Source organism: bacterium (assembly GCA_035505375.1).
GTDB lineage: Bacteria > Hydrothermota > Tepidihabitantia > Tepidihabitantales > Tepidihabitantaceae > UBA2258.
Window position 1 is genome coordinate 1 of record DATJQV010000010.1, and the last position, 18,815, is coordinate 18,815.

At 61.4% G+C, this 18,815-nt stretch carries 18 protein-coding genes; 11 read left to right on the top strand and 7 right to left on the bottom strand.

What is annotated here, in order from left to right; genetic code table 11:
- Nucleotides 1–411: 411 nt before the first annotated feature.
- The gene (locus tag VMH22_01415) at nucleotides 412–588 is read right to left on the bottom strand and encodes a hypothetical protein (protein ID HTW90354.1); all 177 of its coding nucleotides are present in this window, start codon (nucleotides 586–588) and stop codon (nucleotides 412–414) included.
- Between the two features lie 245 nt (nucleotides 589–833).
- Nucleotides 834–1,553 carry a hypothetical protein gene (locus VMH22_01420; GenBank protein HTW90355.1) on the bottom strand — a complete coding sequence of 240 codons (720 nt, stop codon included), beginning with the start codon at nucleotides 1,551–1,553 and terminating at the stop codon, nucleotides 834–836.
- A gap of 287 nt (nucleotides 1,554–1,840) precedes the next feature.
- Here VMH22_01420 and VMH22_01425 point away from each other — a divergent pair, with 287 nt between their 5' ends.
- Both VMH22_01425 and VMH22_01430 read left to right on the top strand, forming a co-directional pair.
- Nucleotides 1,841–2,233 (top strand): hypothetical protein, encoded by a 393-nt coding sequence (locus VMH22_01425; GenBank protein HTW90356.1) that lies wholly within the window; start codon nucleotides 1,841–1,843, stop codon nucleotides 2,231–2,233.
- Between the two features lie 72 nt (nucleotides 2,234–2,305).
- A complete protein-coding gene (locus tag VMH22_01430; protein HTW90357.1) occupies nucleotides 2,306–3,445 on the top strand; it encodes a helix-turn-helix domain-containing protein in 1,140 nt (379 codons plus the stop codon).
- 94 nt (nucleotides 3,446–3,539) lie between these two features.
- Here VMH22_01430 and mutS read toward each other — a convergent pair whose 3' ends face one another.
- From mutS to VMH22_01455, 5 genes are all read right to left on the bottom strand, one after another.
- Nucleotides 3,540–6,524 carry a DNA mismatch repair protein MutS gene (gene mutS / locus VMH22_01435; protein ID HTW90358.1) on the bottom strand — a complete coding sequence of 995 codons (2,985 nt, stop codon included), beginning with the start codon at nucleotides 6,522–6,524 and terminating at the stop codon, nucleotides 3,540–3,542.
- A gap of 183 nt (nucleotides 6,525–6,707) precedes the next feature.
- The gene (locus VMH22_01440) at nucleotides 6,708–7,751 is read right to left on the bottom strand and encodes a tetratricopeptide repeat protein (GenBank protein ID HTW90359.1); all 1,044 of its coding nucleotides are present in this window, start codon (nucleotides 7,749–7,751) and stop codon (nucleotides 6,708–6,710) included.
- The gene (locus VMH22_01445) at nucleotides 7,751–8,095 is read right to left on the bottom strand and encodes a LapA family protein (protein ID HTW90360.1); all 345 of its coding nucleotides are present in this window, start codon (nucleotides 8,093–8,095) and stop codon (nucleotides 7,751–7,753) included. Before VMH22_01445 ends, VMH22_01440 begins: the two co-directional genes overlap by 1 nt.
- Before the next feature lie 79 nt (nucleotides 8,096–8,174).
- Nucleotides 8,175–9,554 (bottom strand): tRNA (N6-isopentenyl adenosine(37)-C2)-methylthiotransferase MiaB, encoded by a 1,380-nt coding sequence (miaB, locus tag VMH22_01450; GenBank protein HTW90361.1) that lies wholly within the window; start codon nucleotides 9,552–9,554, stop codon nucleotides 8,175–8,177.
- A 76-nt stretch (nucleotides 9,555–9,630) separates the two neighbouring features.
- On the bottom strand, nucleotides 9,631–10,062 hold the full coding sequence (locus VMH22_01455; GenBank protein ID HTW90362.1) for a hypothetical protein: 432 nt from the start codon (nucleotides 10,060–10,062) through the stop codon (nucleotides 9,631–9,633).
- Nucleotides 10,063–10,527: 465 nt separating this feature from the next.
- On the opposite strand from VMH22_01455, the gene VMH22_01460 reads away from it, so the two are divergent.
- From VMH22_01460 to VMH22_01500, 9 genes are all read left to right on the top strand, one after another.
- Entirely contained in the window at nucleotides 10,528–11,169 is a 642-nt protein-coding gene (locus tag VMH22_01460; GenBank protein HTW90363.1) for a hypothetical protein, read from the top strand.
- A 54-nt stretch (nucleotides 11,170–11,223) separates the two neighbouring features.
- Nucleotides 11,224–12,882: a tetratricopeptide repeat protein gene (locus VMH22_01465; protein ID HTW90364.1), complete on the top strand. Its 1,659-nt coding sequence runs from the start codon at nucleotides 11,224–11,226 to the stop codon at nucleotides 12,880–12,882.
- A 400-nt stretch (nucleotides 12,883–13,282) separates the two neighbouring features.
- A complete protein-coding gene (locus VMH22_01470; protein ID HTW90365.1) occupies nucleotides 13,283–14,011 on the top strand; it encodes a pyridoxine 5'-phosphate synthase in 729 nt (242 codons plus the stop codon).
- Complete coding sequence (secD, locus tag VMH22_01475) at nucleotides 13,998–15,719, top strand: protein translocase subunit SecD (GenBank protein ID HTW90366.1); 1,722 nt, start codon at nucleotides 13,998–14,000, stop codon at nucleotides 15,717–15,719. Before VMH22_01470 ends, secD begins: the two co-directional genes overlap by 14 nt.
- Nucleotide 15,720: 1 nt before the next feature.
- Entirely contained in the window at nucleotides 15,721–16,623 is a 903-nt protein-coding gene (gene secF / locus VMH22_01480) for a protein translocase subunit SecF (protein ID HTW90367.1), read from the top strand.
- A complete protein-coding gene (locus VMH22_01485; protein HTW90368.1) occupies nucleotides 16,587–17,090 on the top strand; it encodes a phosphatidylglycerophosphatase A in 504 nt (167 codons plus the stop codon). Before secF ends, VMH22_01485 begins: the two co-directional genes overlap by 37 nt.
- 35 nt (nucleotides 17,091–17,125) lie before the next feature.
- A complete protein-coding gene (locus VMH22_01490; GenBank protein ID HTW90369.1) occupies nucleotides 17,126–17,584 on the top strand; it encodes a nicotinamide-nucleotide amidohydrolase family protein in 459 nt (152 codons plus the stop codon).
- A complete protein-coding gene (thpR, locus tag VMH22_01495; protein HTW90370.1) occupies nucleotides 17,581–18,141 on the top strand; it encodes an RNA 2',3'-cyclic phosphodiesterase in 561 nt (186 codons plus the stop codon). Before VMH22_01490 ends, thpR begins: the two co-directional genes overlap by 4 nt.
- A gap of 85 nt (nucleotides 18,142–18,226) precedes the next feature.
- Entirely contained in the window at nucleotides 18,227–18,670 is a 444-nt protein-coding gene (locus VMH22_01500; GenBank protein ID HTW90371.1) for an NfeD family protein, read from the top strand.
- Nucleotides 18,671–18,815: the final 145 nt, after the last annotated feature.

Genomic DNA, 18,815 nt, shown 5'->3' on the forward strand with positions numbered 1-18,815 from the left:
CCGCATGGGCAGACTTCTGCCCCGCGACCAACCATCCAACACCAATTGCTCTTCCGCTGATAATCCGATAGCCGCCGCTGTCCTGCTCACGGCCCATCATACAATACCCCACACTATAAGTCAAGATATTTAGGACGCAGTGCACTAGACATCAAGGCCGCCGAATGCGGGTGAGATATTACGGACTGCTGATGAATACAGAGGGACACGGACAGGAAGAGAGAACTTAGTGGGTTTCGGGGACAGCGTACTCAGTCCCGTTCCTGTCGAGGTCGGGCTGGGTTCGGAATTCACCATCAGGCGAATAGTACTTTGCAGGGCGGGCGTGTCAACCGAGGAGAGAGGAGTCGGGGAGAAGTGGACTGAAGTCTGGGAGCAGAGGCCGTCAGCCGGCTTGGGTTCTGAAGCGTGCTAGTGGATGACCACGCCGGGAACACGTTCGAGTGCGCGGTCCCAGCCGAAGTCACGGATGTCGCGAGCGAATACGGGGTAAGTGTCTTCTTGGCCGTCCCACTTCCACCAAAAGAGGTTGACCCGTGAGGGTGTGGAATAGGTCACATACCCAGGCGGGGCGACGAGTCGTCTCAACTCCTCTCGCCTTCGTTGCGCGTCCATCTCGAATATCAGCTTGAGGGCGGAAGTTGCGGAGTGTCGAAACGCATCGCGACTATGGTAGTGGCCAACGAGGGCGGAGAGCTCTGAGACAGGAAGGTGCCCCCAGCCTCGCTGCACGAAACCCATGAATAGTACCGCCAAGACAGCAGTCGTGACAACTGCCGCGGGGCGTCCAACCACTCTCACAAGGATGATTCTAGGACTCGCGGACGGCGGTGTCAATGGGCGTGGAGAGGGAGCATTTCGAACCACATTTCCACATCGGGGCTGTACACCAGGATGGGTTGCAAGTCCCCGTCCCAGTACCCATGCATGACCACAATTGGTCGACGCTCATGGCCGTCTATCACGCAGTCCACGACGACGGGATCGTTCTCCGGCTCGTCTTGCATGTGATGTAGATACCTTGGGTCAAAAGAGCGGAAGTCTACGGACGGAAACGCCAAGCTGTCGAGGACTCCCCGCTCAAGAGTGTCGGCCCGATTGGAATTCCGAGCTGATTCCGGCTTAGCGGCGGGCCTGTGTCCGCAGTACGCGAACAGAACGGCAAGCTTGGCCGCGGCGTCCACGCTGGAACTGTCGAAACTGATCCCTTCGTGGGCAAGGATAGGTCTCAGCTTGTCCATGGGAAACGCCTGACTGTCTCCGAAGGTCACCCAGTATTCATACCGCGAGGGGGATCCGACGCTCACTCGAAAGAACCTGGCCCCCGGAAGGATCTGTGCCAGAAACTGCTGTTGAGGGCTGCTCACCCAGGTCCGAGAGACCTTCCCCGCCTCGTCAGGATGCCGCACAACCGGACTCGCGACCGTCGTGTCACGGAAGTAAGTGGCGGGGTACTTGGCCGGCGGCCCAAGTCTCGCGAAGTCCGGCCTCGCGGTGGCGTGGACGAACCCAAAGCCTGCGCACAGAAGACACAGCAGCGTATTGACCCTCATTGCGGACATGTTACTGCTCGTGCGTGATGATGTCAATCCGCATCGGGGTCGGCCAATGTGCAATCGACAATCTGCAATCTGAAATTCCTCGGGGGTCGGGCGGAAGATGCCAAGGTGTCCCGAGGCTTCCCGAAATGGGGTGCCTGTCCCTGGTTCCCTCTGCATGTTCGTAGCCCGCGCAAGGGCCGGACGCGGATTGGCCAGCTTTGACGGGTAGCGTAGGTAGTGATCGGCTGCTGTCAAGCCGAAAGTCGCGGACGCCTGACGGCCGACCGGCGGGATGGGTGTTGGAACTGGGCAAAGGCATTGGCAGAGAGCGGGGCAAAGAGCTTAGGAGAGGCATTGTCGAAGAGTCTGCCAAAGGCCTTGGGAGAGACCTTGCCAGAGACCTTGGCGGAGAACGTGCCAATGAGCTTGGGAGGTACCTTGTCGGAGTCTCTGCCAAAGAGCGGGGGAAAGTCATTGCCGGAGTCCTTGGCAGAGGCCTCGCCAGAGACCTTGCCGGAGACCGGGGCAAAGACCTTGGTAGGGGCTTGACCAATGAGCTTGGGAGAGACCTTGCCAAAGAGCGTGCCGAAGGCCTTGGCAGAGGCTCTGGCAGAGAGCCCGGCAAAGATCTGGGGAGAGCCTCCCTCCTACGACGGTGTCATTGCCGGCGAGTCATGAGTAATGAGCGATGAGCGCGGAACTTACAGTGACAGGAGAGAGAATCCGCTTGTTGTTGATTTGTACCATGGGTATAATGGAGCACCATGAAAAGCAGAGCCGGTGACCGGTTCAAGTTCAGGCCCGAGCTGGGCAGGCGGCTGCGCGAGCTTCGGTTGAGGGCCGGGCTGACGCAGCAGATGCTCGCCGTTGGCATGGGCAGCCAGCGCAAGGGCAATCACACGGTTGTGTCGAGGCTGGAGAACGGGAGGATGGCGAACCCGGGCATCGGGCTTGTCGCCGACTACCTGCGCGCGTGTCTGGCGAGCTTTGCCGACATCCAGGACGTGCTCGACCGCTACACGGCGAGGCAGACAGTGATTGAGGTCGAGACGAGCAAGGCGCTGGCCAAGGTGCGGGAATTTCTGCCGGCGAAGATAGACCGGGCCGTGGAGCGGTTTGACCGCGGGATCAGGCGCAGGGCAGAGGAGAAGCGCGAACCCTTGCCTGTTCCAGAGGCGCGAGTGAAACGAGCAAGGAACTTCGCTCTGTCCCAAATCTGGGCGAAGCGCGTGCGGCGTTGGGTGGTGGGCATCATCGAGACCAGGCACCTGCTGCCCGGGCCGGACAACGAGCGGTTCCTGCAGAGCATTGCAGTAAGGGTGTGGAGCGCGCTGAACCGGTCCCGGGGCAGGCGCGCGGGCAGGCGTGCGGCCCTGCTTGAGCGAGCAACCACGCTTCGTGCCGGTGAAGAGGCGGTAGACCTCGAGCACTTGCAGGCTATCAGGGATGGGCTGATTGAGTTCTTCCGGCAGGCAGAGATGGCGGGGCAGCTTGATGTCGAACCGCAGCTCGCGCCGGATGAGGATAAGCCCATGCGTGGGTTCCAGCCGAAGCCGGACAGGAGGCAGGACGGAGCGGCATGGGACAAGGCGCGAGAGGCCTTGGTTGCACAACTCTGGGAGGAAGTCGGCAAGATGCCGGAGCTGGCCGGATTCGATTCCCAGCGGCTGCTGTTGTGGTATAGCGTCGTGCGCCAACTTTGCTCGGCTGTAGACCACCAGGCGCCGGAATCGGAAGCATGCCGGAGAGAGATCGAAGCGCTGGCGACCAATGAGCACTACGTACGTGTCGGCCGCGACCCGGCACTGGTGCGCAGACTGGCAGCGGTCGTGATACCACGCTGGGAGGAGCTGCGTGCGACTCTCGGTCCGCACCCGCTTGGTCGCGTCCGTCCGCCCAGGTAGTGCTGTTCAGTCTACGACTGGCGGCAATTCGCTGCCGGTTGAGTTGGCCTGGACAGTTCCTCGTGAGGAGGCAAAGCCCGCCTACTTTCAGTCGTCAGTCGGGCTTGGCTTGGTCCAGGCGCTGCTTGAGGCGGAGGAGGAGGTCGAAGGCCTGGAGCGGGGAGAGGTTTTCGAGGTCCGCGGAGCGAAGCTCCGCTGCGACTTTGGACTCGAGATTTTCGACCTTTGACGATGGACCATGGATCATGGACTTAGAAGCTGACTTGTCGGCGGCGAGGGCGATGTCGCTGTCCGGGGCGAGTTGGCCGATGGAGAGGGCTTCGCCTTTCTCGAAGTCAGCCAGGACTTGTTTGGCCCGCTCGATGACCGCGGCCGGAAGGCCGGCGAGCTTGGCGACCGCGATGCCGTAGCTCTTGTCGGCCGGGCCCTTTTTGAGCTTGCGCATGAAGAGCACCTGTCCGTTCTGTTCCCTGACCGTGAAGCTGTAGTTGGCGCACCGGGGCAGGAGCTGGGTGATATCGGTCAGTTCGTGGTAGTGAGTGGCAAATAGAGTCTTAGGGCGGGCGTCGGATAATCCAGAATTCAGAGTCCAGAGTCCAGAATCCAGAGTTTTCGGGCGGTCAGGGGATAATCCAGAATCCAGAATGCAGAGACCAGAATCCAGAATTCCGGAAGGCTGCGGGCATTCTGACTTCTCGTTTCTGGTTTCTGGATTCTGAATTGTCTGTTGTCCGCCATGAAGGTACTCGACCGTGGCCCAGGCGATGGCGATGCCGTCGCTGGTGGCGGTGCCGCGGCCGATTTCGTCGAGGATGACAAGGCTGCGAGTGGTGGCGTTGTTGAGGATGTTGGCGGTCTCGGTCATCTCGGCGAGGAAGGTCGAGACCCCGCGCGAGAGGTCGTCGGACGCGCCGATGCGAGTGAAGACTTTGTCAATGACGCCGATGTGCGCCTTGGTCGCGGGAACGAAGGAGCCGACCTGGGCCATGATGGCGATGAGCGCGACCTGGCGGAGGTAGGTAGACTTGCCGGCCATGTTGGGTCCGGTCAGAATGACAATCTGCGGAAAGGATGAATCGGGAAGGGATGAAGCGGGAAAGGGGGAAGCAGGAGAAGAAGAGGGAGGATTCCGGACTTCATCCTTCATCCCTCCGCCTTCATTCTTTGCGCTGAGGCGCGCATCATTGGCGATGAATTGGTGAGCGAGGAGGCGCTCGACCACCGGGTGGCGACCGGCTTCGATTTCGAGCACGGTCGAGTCGTCAACCACCGGTCGAATGTAGCCGGGTTCGCGGGCGACGCGCCCAAGGCTTGCGAGCGCGTCGAGTTGGGCCAGGAGCCCGGAGAGTGTGAGGATGCGTCCGACTTCGGCTCCAACCCGTTTGCGCAGGGCTGTGAGCAGCTCCAGTTCGAGTTGCTTGATGCGCTCTTCGGCGTGGAGCACGCGGGCCTCGTGGTCTTTGAGCTCGGGCGTTATGAACCGTTCGGCATTGAGTACGGTCTGCTTTCGCAGGTAGTTCTTGGGGACCTGGTTGAGGTAGGACTTGGTGACTTCGATGTAGTAGCCGAAGACCGAGTTGAAGCGGACGCGCAGGTTCGGGATGCCGGACCGCTCGCGCTCGGTTTCCTGCAGTCGAGCGATGTAGCCCTTGGTGTCGGCGGCGAGTGAGCGGAGCTCGTCCAGCTCCGCGTTCGCGCCGGGTCGAATCATGCCTCCATCGCTGATGGCGAGCGGCGGATCATCCACCAGCGTGTTAGTGATGTCCGCGGTCAGGGCCGAGAAGTCTTCGATGCCGGAAGCGATGGAATGGAGGATTCTAGATTTTAGATTTGGGATTTTAGATTCTAGATTGGAGATTGAGGAACCGGCGAGGACCAGCTTGATTTCGGGGGCGAGGAGTAGCCAGTTGCGGAGCGCGACCAGGTCCCGGGCATTGGCCCGTTCGAGCGCGATGCGCGAGCTGATGCGTTCGAGGTCGCCGAGTTTGGACAGGAGCGATTCGAGATCCTCGATCGGTGACCCGGCGCGGGCGAGTTCTTCGACCGCATCATGCCGGGCGCGGATGGCTTCCACGTCGAGCAAAGGTGCGAGCACCCAGCGGCGGAGCAGCCTCGTCCCAGCCGGAGAATGGGTCCGGTCCAGTACCGAGAGGAGCGTACCTTCAATGGTCGGGCGCTGGTCTTCCGAACCGACCCGTTCGACCAGTTCCAGGTTGCGGCGCGAGATGCGGTCGATCAGCAGGCAGTCGCGCGATTCGTACGGCGATATCTTGCGGATGTGGCTTAGCGCGGCGCGCTGGGTCTCTTCGAGGTAGTGGAGCACGGCGCCGGCTGCACAGATGCCTTCGGTCATCGCGCCGATGCCGAACCCGTCGAGGTTGGCGACGCCGAAGTGGGTGGAGAGCTTGTCGAACGCGTAGTCCTGGGTGAAGTAGTAGTCGTCAATGGGGGTGAATTCAGAACGCAGAGTCCAGAGTCCAGAATCCGGAGGTCCCGGACATTCTGAATTCTGGTTTCTGGTTTCTGAATTCTGAATTGTCCGTTCCCAGGTCTGCGGCACTAAGATCTCGGCCGGGTCGATCTTCTGGATTTCCTCGACCAGTGAGTCGGCGGGAATCTCGGCAACCGAGAATTCGCCGGTCGAGACGTCGGCGAAGGCGATGCCGCAGCGGTCGGCGGCAGGGGAGACCGCGAGCAGGAAGTTGTTGCGCCGGGCTTCGAGCAGGCTGGGGTTGGTCAGGGTGCCGGGCGTGATGACTTCGACCACCTCTCGCCTGACCACGGGCTTGCGTGCGTCGGGCGGTTCTAGCTGGTCGCAAACCGCGACCTTGAATCCCTGGGTTACGAGCCGGCCGATGTAGGTGTCGAGTGCTTTGGCCGGGACTCCGGCCAGCGGAACTACGTTGTCCGGGCCGTGGGGTCGCGACGTCAGCGTCAGGTTGAGGGCCTTGGCGCCGATGCTTGCGTCCTCGTAGAACATCTCATAGAAGTCGCCGACGCGGAAGAGCAGCAGGGTGTCCTTGTGCTGTTCCTTTATCCTGCGATACTGGGCGAGCAGCGGCGTCAGCTTTTCAGGCATAAGTTGAGGCTAAGATCGAGGGACGGACGCAGGCGGAGGCCAGGGAGGCGGCAGACGGGAATTCTCAATTGCTAATTCCTAATGCCTAACGAATTCCCGACTGAGCACGAAGCACGGCCACTCGTTAGGAATTGGGAATTGGTCTTTGGTCATTTCGCTTTCAACCTCAACCTAAACCTTTGTCTATTGCCGCGCGGTGGACTCGGGTTGGAGACCGGACAAGGCTTCGGTCAGGACAGTGCGTGCGCGGTCGGTATCGCCACGGTCGAGGTACATTGCGGCAAGGGCAACTCGCGAGAATACGTCGCGCTTCTGCCGGCCGGCGAACCGTTCGAGCAAACGTATGGCCGAGGGCAGGTCCTCCTTCTTCTGGTAAATCTCGGCCAGGGCAACCATCAGGCCGGCGTCATCGGGTACCTTGCGCAGCAGCCTTTCGTATAGCGTCGTGATGTCTTCGAACTTGCCCGCGTCAAAGTAGGCTCGTTCCAGGCGGTCCCGGACCAGGGCGTTCTGGTCCGGTGACTGTTCCAGGATGGCGTTCCACGTGTCGATCGCGGCTTTGGTATCGCCCTGACTGAAGTGATGGTCTCCCATGTACAGCCGGGCCGGGATTGAGCTCGGGTCTAGCTTCAGCGCGGTTTCGAAAGCGCCCAGCGCCGCCCCGGGATTGTTCTTCGGATAGGCCCGGCCGTACTCGACGTAGAGCCGTGCGGCACGCTGACGGTTGGCCGAATTGCGGGCCAGTTCCTTGAGCTGTTCTTCACACTTGTCCCAGGCGCCGGTCTCGATGTAGAGCTCGGCCAGTTTCTCCGCGCTCTGCGCGTCGGACTTGTCCAGGTGCACCAGTTCCTCGAGCAGGGAGATTGCCTTCACCTTGCGGTCTGCCTTCATGTAGTCGCGGACCAACGCCTGCAGCACTTTCTTTTCGTCACGCTTGTCCAGATTGCGGCGCAGGGAAAGGTTCTCGTGGACCTTGATGGCCCGCTCGGTCTCGCCTTGCTGCATGAACAGGTCGCCGAGACGGACGTAGGCGTCGACGTTTTCAGAATTGGCCCCCACCGTTTCCTTGAATCGCGCAATAGCATCGGCCGTCCGGCCGTCCAGTGCCGCTTGCAATCCTTCGACATAGGCCGGAACGGTCGAGCGCCGCTTGCGCAGGAAGTCACGGACGATGGGGAACAGCGCCACGACGAGCACCGCCAGAATGACAAGAATAAGCCAACTCATCAGGCACCTCCGTCCGCGGATCCCTGTTGCTCGGGCGCGGACTTGGGCGGGTACTCGCCTTCCAGCGGCGCGTTACGCAGGGCCTGAAGTTCCTCCATCAGGGCATCCTGCGCCTTCTTCTGTCGATAGAGACGCGACCGGAGCTGGATTTCCGACACCAGCGTGAAGATACCCACGCAGAGCGCACCGAACGCGAACGAGTAGAGCATCACGAATGCGACCGGCACGTTGTTGTATGTCTTGGTAAAGACAACTGCGCTGGTCATGGTCTGGGCGTTGGTGATGGCGAGCACGAGTACAACAACGAACGCCAGCAGAATCAGAATGACCCGAAAGATCACCATGGAATCCTCCTTGTTGAGGAAAGAACGAAGAACCTGGTCCGCGTGACGAACCCCGAGTTTCCGGCTCTACAGTTTGCGCTCAAGATCCGACCTTAACCACGGCTGCCCGGGCCGGAGCGTCGGCAACCGGAGTCCAGCCGACGATGCGCGTGACCCGGCAGCGGACCAGGTCGCCGGGTGCGCAGCGTCCCTTGACGATGACAGCCCTGTTTGTGACCGTGCGGCCGAGCCAGCCGGAGTCGCGGGGGCTCGGGCCCTCAATCAGCAGCTCGAATTCCCTGCCCAGCATCTCGCGGTTGCGCTCGGCGGTGATGCGGTTCTGCACTTCGATGAGCCGCGAAAGGCGGCGGCCGGCGTCCGCTTCCGAAACCTTGGGCTCGACTTTCTCCGCCCCGGTTCCGGGCCGGAACGAGAAGCGGAACATGTATGCGAAGTCGAACCGCACCTGCTCAATCAGGTCGAGCGTGGCCCTGAAGTCGTTCTCAGTTTCGGATGGGAATCCGACCAGCACGTCGGTTGTCAGGCACAGGTCGGGCAGGTGACTGTGGCAGAGCGCGACTTTGGCCAGATACTCCTCACGGGTATAGCCGCGGTTCATCCGTTCGAGGACCGGATTCGAACCGGACTGCACCGGCAGGTGCAGGCTCGGGCAGACATTGCGCAGGCGGCTCATGGTCTCGACCAGGCTCGGGTCCAGGTCACGCGGGTGCGAGGTAAGGAACCGGATGCGCACGTTGGGCAAGGCAGTCGCGACCGAGTCGAGCAGGTCAGGGAAGCGGCGACTGCCGTCGCGATACGCCAGCACGTTCTGGCCCAGCAGCGTAATGTCCTTCGCGCCGGCTGCGGCATGGCGCTCGGCTTCAGCGACCACGCTGGCCAGCGGCCGCGAGCGCTCGCGGCCCTTCACGTAGGGCACTACACAGTAAGTGCAGTAATTGTCGCAGCCGCGCATGACCGTGACGAAGGAGAGGATTCCAGGATTCGAGGAATCCAGGGGGCCGATGTCCGACACTTGAGTCCCAGAATCCTTGCCCCCCGGACCCCTTGCCGGCATGACCGCATCATAGCACTCGCCGGTCTGGCGGGTGGCGACCATGCCCGGCGAGCCGGTCCGAGCGCCGGCAATCAGTTCGGGCAGACGCAGGTACTCGTCCGGGCCGACAACGATGTCGGCGCTATTATCGGTGACAAGCGTTTCGGCCAGTCGCTGAGCCATGCACCCGAGTACACCGACGACGCGGCCGGGGCGTTCGGAACGAAGGGCCCGAAACGTCCCCAGCCGACCGAGCGCGCGCTGCTCGGCGTGGCTGCGCACGGAGCAGGTCATCATCAACAGCACGTCCGCATCGTGCTCGTCCGTGGTTTCGGCAAAACCGGCATCCGTCAATACCCGGCGGACCACGCCCGACTCGTAGACGTTCATCTGACAGCCGTAGGTTTGCAGGTAAAACTTAGGCAACGTATTGACATTCTAGCCGTTATGGCGAATTGTCAAGCAAAGGAGGGGCGGCAGCGAGGCCGCCCTGCCGTCGAGGTCAGTGGTGCCCGGCGTTCGGGGTCGGTGCGGTCGCTTTCTTCAGGATGACCTTCAAGCGCCCCTTGTCATCCCTGATGAAGTATCCGTGGTGGCATTTGAGGCCGGCCTCTGAGCAGAGCCGCCCCGCATCCGCCAGTGCCGCGTAGGGACTCATGAGATACAGCGGTGGGCCCAGCGCGGCAAGCGCGCGCCAGTGGCTCAGTTCCTGGTCGCCGATGGTGTCCGTCGTTTCCACCTCGATTACGTACCGGACCTTGGAAGACCCTCTTTCGGTTACGACGACGTCCGGGTATTGGTGTCCGACCGCGACATTCTGTTCAGTTCCTGGGTTTGCGAAGAGGTTGTACTTGGCGCTGTTGCTGTACTGCTCGATGAGCGCCTCGATTACGAGGTCGTGCTCGATTTGCTGGTCTTCCGGCCGCGCCGCCATTGCTACTCATGATAAACTTGCTTTCTCCCGTTGTCAAGAATTGGCGCGCAGCCGGACCTCGGGTGTCAGCCCCCTGTCCGGTTGCGGTGAGTCAGCCTCATACCAGCCCGGACGGGGCAGCGCACAGGGTCATGGGCGAGGTGACTTGACGCACGTTCCACAATGTTGGCCCTGAAGGGTCGTTGCCTCACGGTCGGCTCCGGTCGCACGGAGTGGATTCCGGAGCGAGATGTCTCCACGGAAGCAGGAGTCCGCGCCGGCCATCCGGACGCAGTCATCTTTCGTTGTCGATTAACGCTGGGGCGAAGGCTGCGTCCAATGTAGTGCGGCCATCCCGGATTCTGAACACTGGGAGATGCAGATGGAGTGTCGTTTGTCGTTAGTTGCGTGCAGCCGATCAGCTTGTCGGCGGGACGTCATCGCTGTGCTTGACAGCAGGATGGTTCGGTCTAGGCTTGAGAAGCGATGACCAAAAGACAGGCAGTCATTGGATTCGGGCTCGTGCTGCTCCTGGCGTGCCACCGGCAGGTTCCTGCCGACTACTTTCCTTTGAAGGCAGGTCAGCGTCGGGCGATGCGGGTGTTCACGCGGCGGGTCGCGGGAACGGACACGACCGAGACGACCGAGGTGAAAGTCGTCGAGATCGTTAGAGGGCTGAAGGACGTACCGGGCCTCGGCAAATGCTGGGTCGTCGAGTCGCCGCGCGATACCGGTGGCCCGCTCTATTCGTTCTTTCGGAAGGACCGTGACGGCATCATCCAGTTGATACCGACCAGCCCGGACAAGCCGCCGGTCGAGAGATTATACCTCGTCCTTCCGCTGGCCCGGGGGCTGAAGTGGTATGGCACGAAGGGGCAGAGCGAGATCATGCAGGTAACGGCTCAGGAGACGGCAAAGGTCCAGGCCGGGGTCTACCCTGACTGCTACGTCGTTACTGTGAAGAGCACGCGCACGGACTGGAGCATGAAGCAGTGGCTGGCCCCGAATGTCGGGGTGGTCAAAGGGGAGAACCGCGACGCTGGGACGGACAAGAGCGGCAAGCGGTACGAAGTGCTGAGATCCGCCGAGCTCGTGGCGTTCAAAGTTCCGAACGACTCCGGCAAGTAGGCTAGTCAGGCATCGATGTCCGTGGATGGTGCGAGGCAGCGGAGCCGGCCTGGCATGAGGCGGCCAGCGTTCGTAATCCTGCTGTGCGCGTTGGTCGCGGCGCTCGTCTATGTCCCCACGCTGAGATACCCGCTGGTCTGGGATGATGTCGATATCATCGTACAGAATCAGTCGTCACCGCTCCAGGCATTTACTCATTCGTTCTGGTACGGCGGTGGGGCCGGGGTGCTCGGCAAGGACCCTTACTATCGGCCGCTGGTGAACTTCAGCGTCGGCGTCGACAAGCTGGTAGCTGGGCACCGGGCATGGTACTTCCACTTGGTCAATTTGCTGCTGCATTCAGCCGTGGTCGCGCTCGCAGTCGTCGTGGTCTGGCAGCTCTTCGGTTCGCTCTGGTCGGTACTACTGGCAGGAATGCTGTGCGCCGTGCATCCGTTCGCGGCGGACAGCGTGGCGTACGTGAGCGGGCGGACCGACCTGTTGGCCTGTATCGGGCTGCTGGTCGCGCTGCTCGGCTTGCTCCGGTTGCGGAAGCGACGCGACTGGCCGGCGATTCTCCTGGTATGGGGAGGATTCATCTTCGGGGTTCTGTCCAAGGAGACCGCCGCCGCGTTTGTGGTCGTGGCCGGAGTCTGGGTGTTGACGTCCTCTCGGCCCAAAGGACTGCGAAGGTCGGACTGGATCGCCTTGGCGGGGCTGGCGGTTCTACTTGGCGGGTATCTTGTCGCCCGGCGGGCGGTCCTTGGCAGCGTGCTCGCTGTCCCGGGCACCACCAGCGTGGGCGCGGTCGTTCTGCTCTCTTTGAGCAACTTCGGTCGCCTTCTGCTGGCCACCGCCGCGCCGTTCGGGCAGAGAGTCTTTCTGTGGAACCAGGCTGGTGCGGGCCGGGCCATTCTGTTCGCAGTAGTTGGTGCACTCTACCTTGCGTTGCCACTTCTGCTGCCACCGGTGCGCCGGTCAGCCAATGCATGGCTTGCCTGGTTGTGGGGAGCGGCCTTGCTGCTGCCGTTTGCCGGCCTCGTCGGCTTTGGGCCGGCAGGCAGGCTGGTGTACATACCTGGCTTAGGTCTCGTGCTGCTATTGCTTCTTGGCGGCCGGAGGCTCACACGCGGCAACCGCTACGGGCAGGTGATTGCGGTCGTCGCCACATTCGGATACTGCGCACTGATGGTGGTGTTCGTCCAGCCTCAGCGAGTCAGAGTGTGGAGAGACGGCTACACCCTGTTCCAACAGATGACCAAAGAGGCACCCAGCTATCCGGGCTCGCACTTCAACTATGCCTTCGAACTGCGCAATCGCGGAGACGTTGACGGAGCAATCGCTGAGTATAGGACAGCGATTGCGTTGGATTCGAGCATGGCGCTCGCATATTCCAACCTCGGCGCGCTGCTGCAGTCAAAGGGCAGGCTGGCAGAAGCCGAGTCTCTTTACCTGAAGACGATAGAACTGCGGCCAACGTACTCGCTTGCGTGGAACAACCTCGCGGTTGTTCGCTACCGGCGGGGAGACGGCCTGGGCTCGATCAGCGCCTTTCGCAAGGCGATGGAGTTGAAACCGAACGACGCCAGCGTGATATACAACCTGGGTCGGGTCTATCAACAAGCCGGTATCGCCGATTCGGCCGCAGGGCTCTTTGAGCGCGCGTACCGGCTCGAACCGGGCAACCTCCAGATCAGGGCCTCCTACGAGCAGACTCATGGTTCCACACATTGAGCCGCACGGACCGGCGTAGGCGCGCCGAGCGCTTGTCGGGCCCCGTGGGGCCCCAAGAAGCTGCCTCATCTGATGTTGGGTAGAGCCGGCCGCTGGGGTCGGCCAGGCGGGGCAACTGGTAGGGCCGGCTTCCTGACTGACAGCCCTCCGAGCAATCTGCGGAGAGACTGGTGGAGCAATGGTGAGTAGTGAATTGAGAATAGTGAAGTTAAGAGATTTCAAGCGCAGGATTCCTGGGGACATGTGATGAACTCGGCGGGTGCAGGCCGCCTCTCATGAGCCATCCAATTGCACTAGGAGTTGGTGCGAGCGACGGACTCGTCGCGGCCGCAGCATCCGGCTTCCTCCCGGCGTCCCGTTTCCTTGACAATTGTAGCTTTCTGGCCTAGAATGCCCAGCTGTGCCCAACCTATCCGTAAACATCGACCACGTCGCTACGTTGCGCCAGGCCCGGCTCGAGTCATTTCCTGACCCGGTACAGGCGGCAGCGGCCGTGGAACTGGGCGGGGCCGACGGCATAACCGTTCATCTGAGACAGGATCGCAGGCACATCACCGACCGGGATGTGCAACTCCTGCGGTCGACGGTGAAGACCGAGCTGACTGTGGAGATGGCGGGGACCGTGGAGCTTGCGCGGCTGATGGCACGGATTCGGCCCGATCAAGTGACGCTCGTCCCGGAGGTCAGGAGCGAAGTTACGACCACGAGTGGCATCGACCTGCTGAAGGAAAGGCACCGATTGGAACCGATCGTGGAGCGCCTGAAGAAGGCCAGGGTCCGTCTCAGCCTTTTCATCGAACCCGACACGGCACAGGTTGAGGCGGCGGCCAGGCTGGGAGCCAACGTGGTCGAGTTGAATACCGATCGCTACAGCCGGGACTGGTCGAGGAAGCCGGCGCTGGTGGACGAACTGGCGCGCGCTGCCGAGGCGGCAAGAGACGCCGGCGTTGCCGTCCATGTCGGACACGCTCTCGGATACCGGAATGTAGTGCCGATTCTCCGGGGGCAGATTGCGGCCGGGTACAGCATAGGATTTTCGATTGTGGCCCGCGCGGTTTTCGTCGGACTGACAGACGCCGTAGCGGAGATGAAGCGGATCATGGAGGTCTACTCTTGTGAAAGGTGCTAGGATTAAGTTCGGCGTCATAATCGTGTCTGCGGCCTTGGCGCTATGGTCGCTTGTGCCGACCTACAGGTTGTATTTCATGATGCCGGGCCAGGAGAAAGCTCTGAATGACAAGCTGGCCCGCGCGCTGTCGGCAGATGACAGTGCGAGAGTGAAGGTGGAGATTGCTGAGTTTCAGCAACAGAAGACGGCAGTGCACAAGCGCGCGCTGCACCTCGGGCTCGACCTCGTCGGCGGCATGTACCTTACGCTGCAGGTGGACAAGTCGAAACTGACGGCCGAGGATGCCAAGGACGCCGGCGACCGCGCGCTCGAGGTAATCCGGAACCGCGTGGACCAGTTCGGTGTCATGGAACCGATCATCCAGAAAGCGGGTAACGACCGGATTCTCGTTCAGCTTCCGGGCGTCGACCAGGAGCGGGCCAAGACCTTGATCGGCCAAACGGCCCAACTCAAGTTTCAGCTTGTGCAGGACGAACGGACCACGTACGACGCCCTGAAGACGATTGACGACAAGTTGAAAGCCGCTCCCGGTACAGACACCGGTGGCGCCGCCCGGCCCGACACCACCAGGAAGGTAAAATCTGATACTTCTCGGCTTCAGGCTTTGTTGGACACGACCCGGAAGGACACTGGCTTGAAGGCGGCAGGGGAGGCCGAGGCCGGCACGCTGCTTGGCCTTGTACGGACAATCGGCAGCGACTTTGGTGTGGATGACAATGAGTATCCCCAGTTCAAGATGCTGCTGGAGCGGGGCAGGCCGTACTGGCCCCAGGGGTACGAATTCCGGTTCGGGCCTTCCGAGGCGGTTGAGGGCAGCGCCGTACGCCGGCTGTATATGCTGAAGGCCGAACCGGAGATGCTGGGTTCAGCCATCAAGGACGCGAGGCCCGCACCCTACAACGGCTCGGAGCCCGGGCTGACCAACACTTGGATCGTCAGTCTAAGGCTGGGGCGGAAGGATGCGGCGGTATTCGCGCAGGTCACGGGCCGCAACATCGGCCGCCGGCTGGCCATCGTGCTCGATGACATCGTCAAGTCGGCACCGACCATTCAGACACGAATCCCGGACGGGAACGCGATGATCACAACCAACGACGTCAATCCGGACAATTCACGAGACTTGGCGATCGTGCTTCGTTCGGGCGCGTTGCCTGCGCCGGTGAACATAGTGGAGGAGCGGTCGGTCGGGGCGTCGCTGGGCAGTGACGCAATTCGGCGGGGCATCTTCGCCGGCCTGGTCGGATCCATTGTTGTTGTGGTTTTTATGCTCTTGTACTACTCGGTGGGTGGTCTGCTGGCCGATTGGGCGATGTTCATGGATATCCTCTTTCTGCTTGCCGTCCTGGCCGGGTTGCGGGCGACGATGTCGCTGCCCGGGCTCGCAGGCATCGCATTGACGGTCGGGATGGCGGTCGACACCAACGTGCTGATATTCGAACGGATCCGAGAGGAGCTGCGCTGGGGCAAGACCGTAATGGCTGCGGTCGACGCGGGCTATGACCGCGTGTTCATGACCGTGATCGACACCCACGTGACGACCATCATCACCGCCATCGCACTGTACTTCATCGGCAGCGGCTACATCCGCGGCTTCGCCATCAACCTGACAGTCGGTCTCATCATCAACGTCGTCACAGCCGTGTTCATGACGCGCTGGGTTCTGGACTGGTACCTGGCGCGCTTTGAAGTCAAGAAGCTGAGGATATAACATGCAAATCCTACACGATACCAACGTCAATTTCGTCGGCGTCCGCCGGTGGTTCTTCATAGCATCCGGCATCCTCGCGCTGCTCGCCATCGTCGCCATCGCGGTGCGTGGCTTCAACTGGGGAGTTGACTTCACCGGCGGTTCTCTCCTCCACGTGCGATTCAGTCAGCCGATTTCCACGGAGGCCGTCCGTGGGGCGCTGACGGCAGTGGGCGAGGGTGAAGCCGTGGTCCAGCGTGACGAACACGGTGACTTCTTCATCCGCGCGAAGGTCAAGGAATCCGCGGGCGGGCAATCGTTCTCGTCCGCATTGACCCGCCAGCTCAAGGCGTCGTTTCCGAACAACAGCTTCGAGATCCTGAGCGACGACACGGTCGGACCGCAGGTTTCGTCGGAACTGCGCGGCAAGGTGCTGCTGGCCGTGTTGCTCGGACTGGTCGGCATCATGATCTATGTAAGCTTCCGGTTCGACTTCAGGTTCGGGACCGGGGCCGTGCTGTCGCTCATTCACGATACGTTAATTGTCGTCGGCGCTATCGCGCTGTTCGGGCGGGAGATGAACATGACTGTCATTGCCGCAGTGCTGACGATGATCGGCTATTCAGTCAATGACTCCATTGTCGTGTCGGACCGGATCCGTGAGGACGTGAGGAAGATGCGGAAGGAGTCATTCTCCTATGTGGCGAACCACGCCATCAACAAGACGCTGAGCCGGACCATTATCACGTCGCTGACGGTGCTGTTTGTGAGTCTGGCGCTGCTGATATTCGGTTCTGCGACCATCAAGGACTTCGCCTTTGCGATGACGCTCGGGACGATTACCGGTACATACTCCTCGGTATTCGTGGTGGCGAATCTCGTGGTGGAATGGGAGAACTGGTCCCCGAGCAAGCGCCGCCGTTAGGGCGGACGCGCTTCTTCCTTGAGGCGCTGGTCGGCAGCGTCCTTTTCACCGGCTACTTTCCGATTGCGCCGGCAACAGTAACGAGCCTCTTCGTGCTGTTGCCGGCCTTCTATCTGGCACGGCTACCGTTATGGCACGCGTTGGTTATGGCCGCGATTTTCTTCGTCGGCGTCCCCATCGCCACCGACCTGGAAAGAGTCTGGGGCAAAGACCCGGGCCGGGTCACCATCGACGAGGTCGTGGGCACGCTGATCACGTTCTTCTTCAATCCCGTCTCGGTATTCGGCTTGGGCGTGGGATTCCTGCTCTGGCGGTTATTCGATATTGTCAAGCTGCCCTTCATCGACAAGTCGCAGCGGTTGCCCGGTGGCTGGGGCATCATGGTCGATGACGTGCTCGCCGGAATATGCGCCAACATTGTACTGCGTCTCGGTCTCGTCCTTCTGCCCATCTTGAGGTTTCACTGATACCGACTGCGGTAACTCCCGATGTCGGGCGAGCCCTGGGCAGGTTGTTGCTTCGGAGAAGACTGAGCCTCGCTGTTGCCGAGTCCTGTACCGGAGGTCTGATCGGCGACCGGCTTACTGATGTCACCGGGAGTTCCCGCTACTTCGCTGGAGGCGTGATTGCCTACTCCGATGCTGTGAAGACCAGGATGCTCGGCGTCAGGAAGCTGACACTGGCGAAATGGGGGGCGGTGAGCGAGCAGACAGTCATGGAGATGGCTGCTGGAGTCTGCCTGCGGCTCAAGGCGAAAGTCGGAGTCGCAGTTTCGGGTATTGCCGGCCCGGGCGGGGGCACCAAGGCAAAGCCGGTTGGGCTTGTGTACATTTGTGCGAGGACCGGAAGGCGGGTCCTCGTCGAACGTTACCGATTCCGGGGCGGCAGACGGGCGGTGAAGGAACAATCAGCTGCTGCTGCGTTGCAGCTCTGTCGTCAGGTGCTGGAGGGAAGAGTTTGAGTGAGCCAATCCGGTCTTTCGTCGCGATCAGCATTTCCGAAGGGGCAAGGCGGCAAATCGGCGACCTGCTGGGCAGACTTCAGCGTCAACCGGGCGCTGCCGTTCGTTGGGTCAGGCCCGAATTGATGCACCTGACACTGGCATTCCTGGGGGAGGTGTCTGGGGATTTTCTTGAGTCAGCAAAGGCTCGGCTCGGCGAGGTCGCGCAGCAGCACAAGGCGTTCACAATGCAATTGAAGGGACTGGGAGCATTCCCGAGCCCGGCGCGCGCACGGGTCGTCTGGATTGGGACGGAGCAGGGCAAGGCTGAGGTCTGCGCCTTGCAGGCTGGGGCAGTCAAAGCGTTGCGTTCGATTGGCTATCAGCCCGAGAGTCGGCCGTTCAGTCCGCACCTGACCATCGGGCGCCTGCGCATGCCTGATGATGTAAGCAAGGCCGTTGCCATGCAGTTCGAATCCGAGTCCTTCGGTATCGAGCGCGTCGTGCTGTTCCGTAGCGTGCTTGGGCCTGCCGGGCCTGCTTACTCCGTCATCGCCGAGTTCCCATTGTCTTCCTAGCTTGGCCAGCCGACTTGACATCGGCTGAGTCCTTGCCATCATAGTGAGTGTACTGCTCCAGCCTTGAACTAACCGGGAGGTCCCAGTGTTTCATCTAACACCGGCGGCATGGATAATCGCCGGTTTGGTCCTTGCTGCCCTTGAGATGTTCATACCGGCGATGGTGGTCATCTGGTTCGGAATCGCCGGGGTCGTCACCGGCATCCTGGCGATATTCGTCCACAACCCGTTCATCCAGTTCAGCGTCTTTGTCGTCCTGTCTGTCTTGATGGTAGTCTTCTCGCAGCGGATAGCGAGGAGGATAACCCATCCTGAACCGGAACGGGTCGGCGCGAACCGGTGGGTCGGCGTGAGTGGGCGGGTGACGACCGACATCAAGCCGCCCGAGTTCGGCCGGGTGAAGTTGCACGGCGAGGAATTGCGGGCGACCGCTACGCACGAGATAAAGGCGGGTAGCCCGGTCCGCGTGGTTGCGGTCGAAGGGACTCACCTCATAGTCGAGTCAGCCAAAGAAGGAGTTGCTGAATGAGTGGAACACTGCTGATAGTCATACTGATTTTCCTTTTGCTGTTGGCGCTTCTGGGCATCAAGACGATTCGCCCTTATGAGCGCGCCTGTGTGGAGCGGCTGGGCAAGTACCAGCGGACGGTCCAACCCGGCCTCAACTTCATCGT

Bases quoted from the DNA above. Each gene is read 5' to 3' on its own strand.
- VMH22_01420 (HTW90355.1), bottom strand. From the start codon at position 1,553: ATGAGGGTCAATACGCTGCTGTGTCTTCTGTGCGCAGGCTTTGGGTTC.
- VMH22_01440 (HTW90359.1), bottom strand. From the start codon at position 7,751: ATGAGTTGGCTTATTCTTGTCATTCTGGCGGTGCTCGTCGTGGCGCTG.
- VMH22_01445 (HTW90360.1), bottom strand. From the start codon at position 8,095: ATGGTGATCTTTCGGGTCATTCTGATTCTGCTGGCGTTCGTTGTTGTA.
- mutS (HTW90358.1), bottom strand. From the start codon at position 6,524: ATGCCTGAAAAGCTGACGCCGCTGCTCGCCCAGTATCGCAGGATAAAG.
- VMH22_01485 (HTW90368.1), top strand. From the start codon at position 16,587: ATGGGAGAACTGGTCCCCGAGCAAGCGCCGCCGTTAGGGCGGACGCGC.
- VMH22_01460 (HTW90363.1), top strand. From the start codon at position 10,528: ATGACCAAAAGACAGGCAGTCATTGGATTCGGGCTCGTGCTGCTCCTG.
- VMH22_01465 (HTW90364.1), top strand. From the start codon at position 11,224: ATGAGGCGGCCAGCGTTCGTAATCCTGCTGTGCGCGTTGGTCGCGGCG.
- secF (HTW90367.1), top strand. From the start codon at position 15,721: ATGCAAATCCTACACGATACCAACGTCAATTTCGTCGGCGTCCGCCGG.
- VMH22_01455 (HTW90362.1), bottom strand. From the start codon at position 10,062: ATGGCGGCGCGGCCGGAAGACCAGCAAATCGAGCACGACCTCGTAATC.
- VMH22_01430 (HTW90357.1), top strand. From the start codon at position 2,306: ATGAAAAGCAGAGCCGGTGACCGGTTCAAGTTCAGGCCCGAGCTGGGC.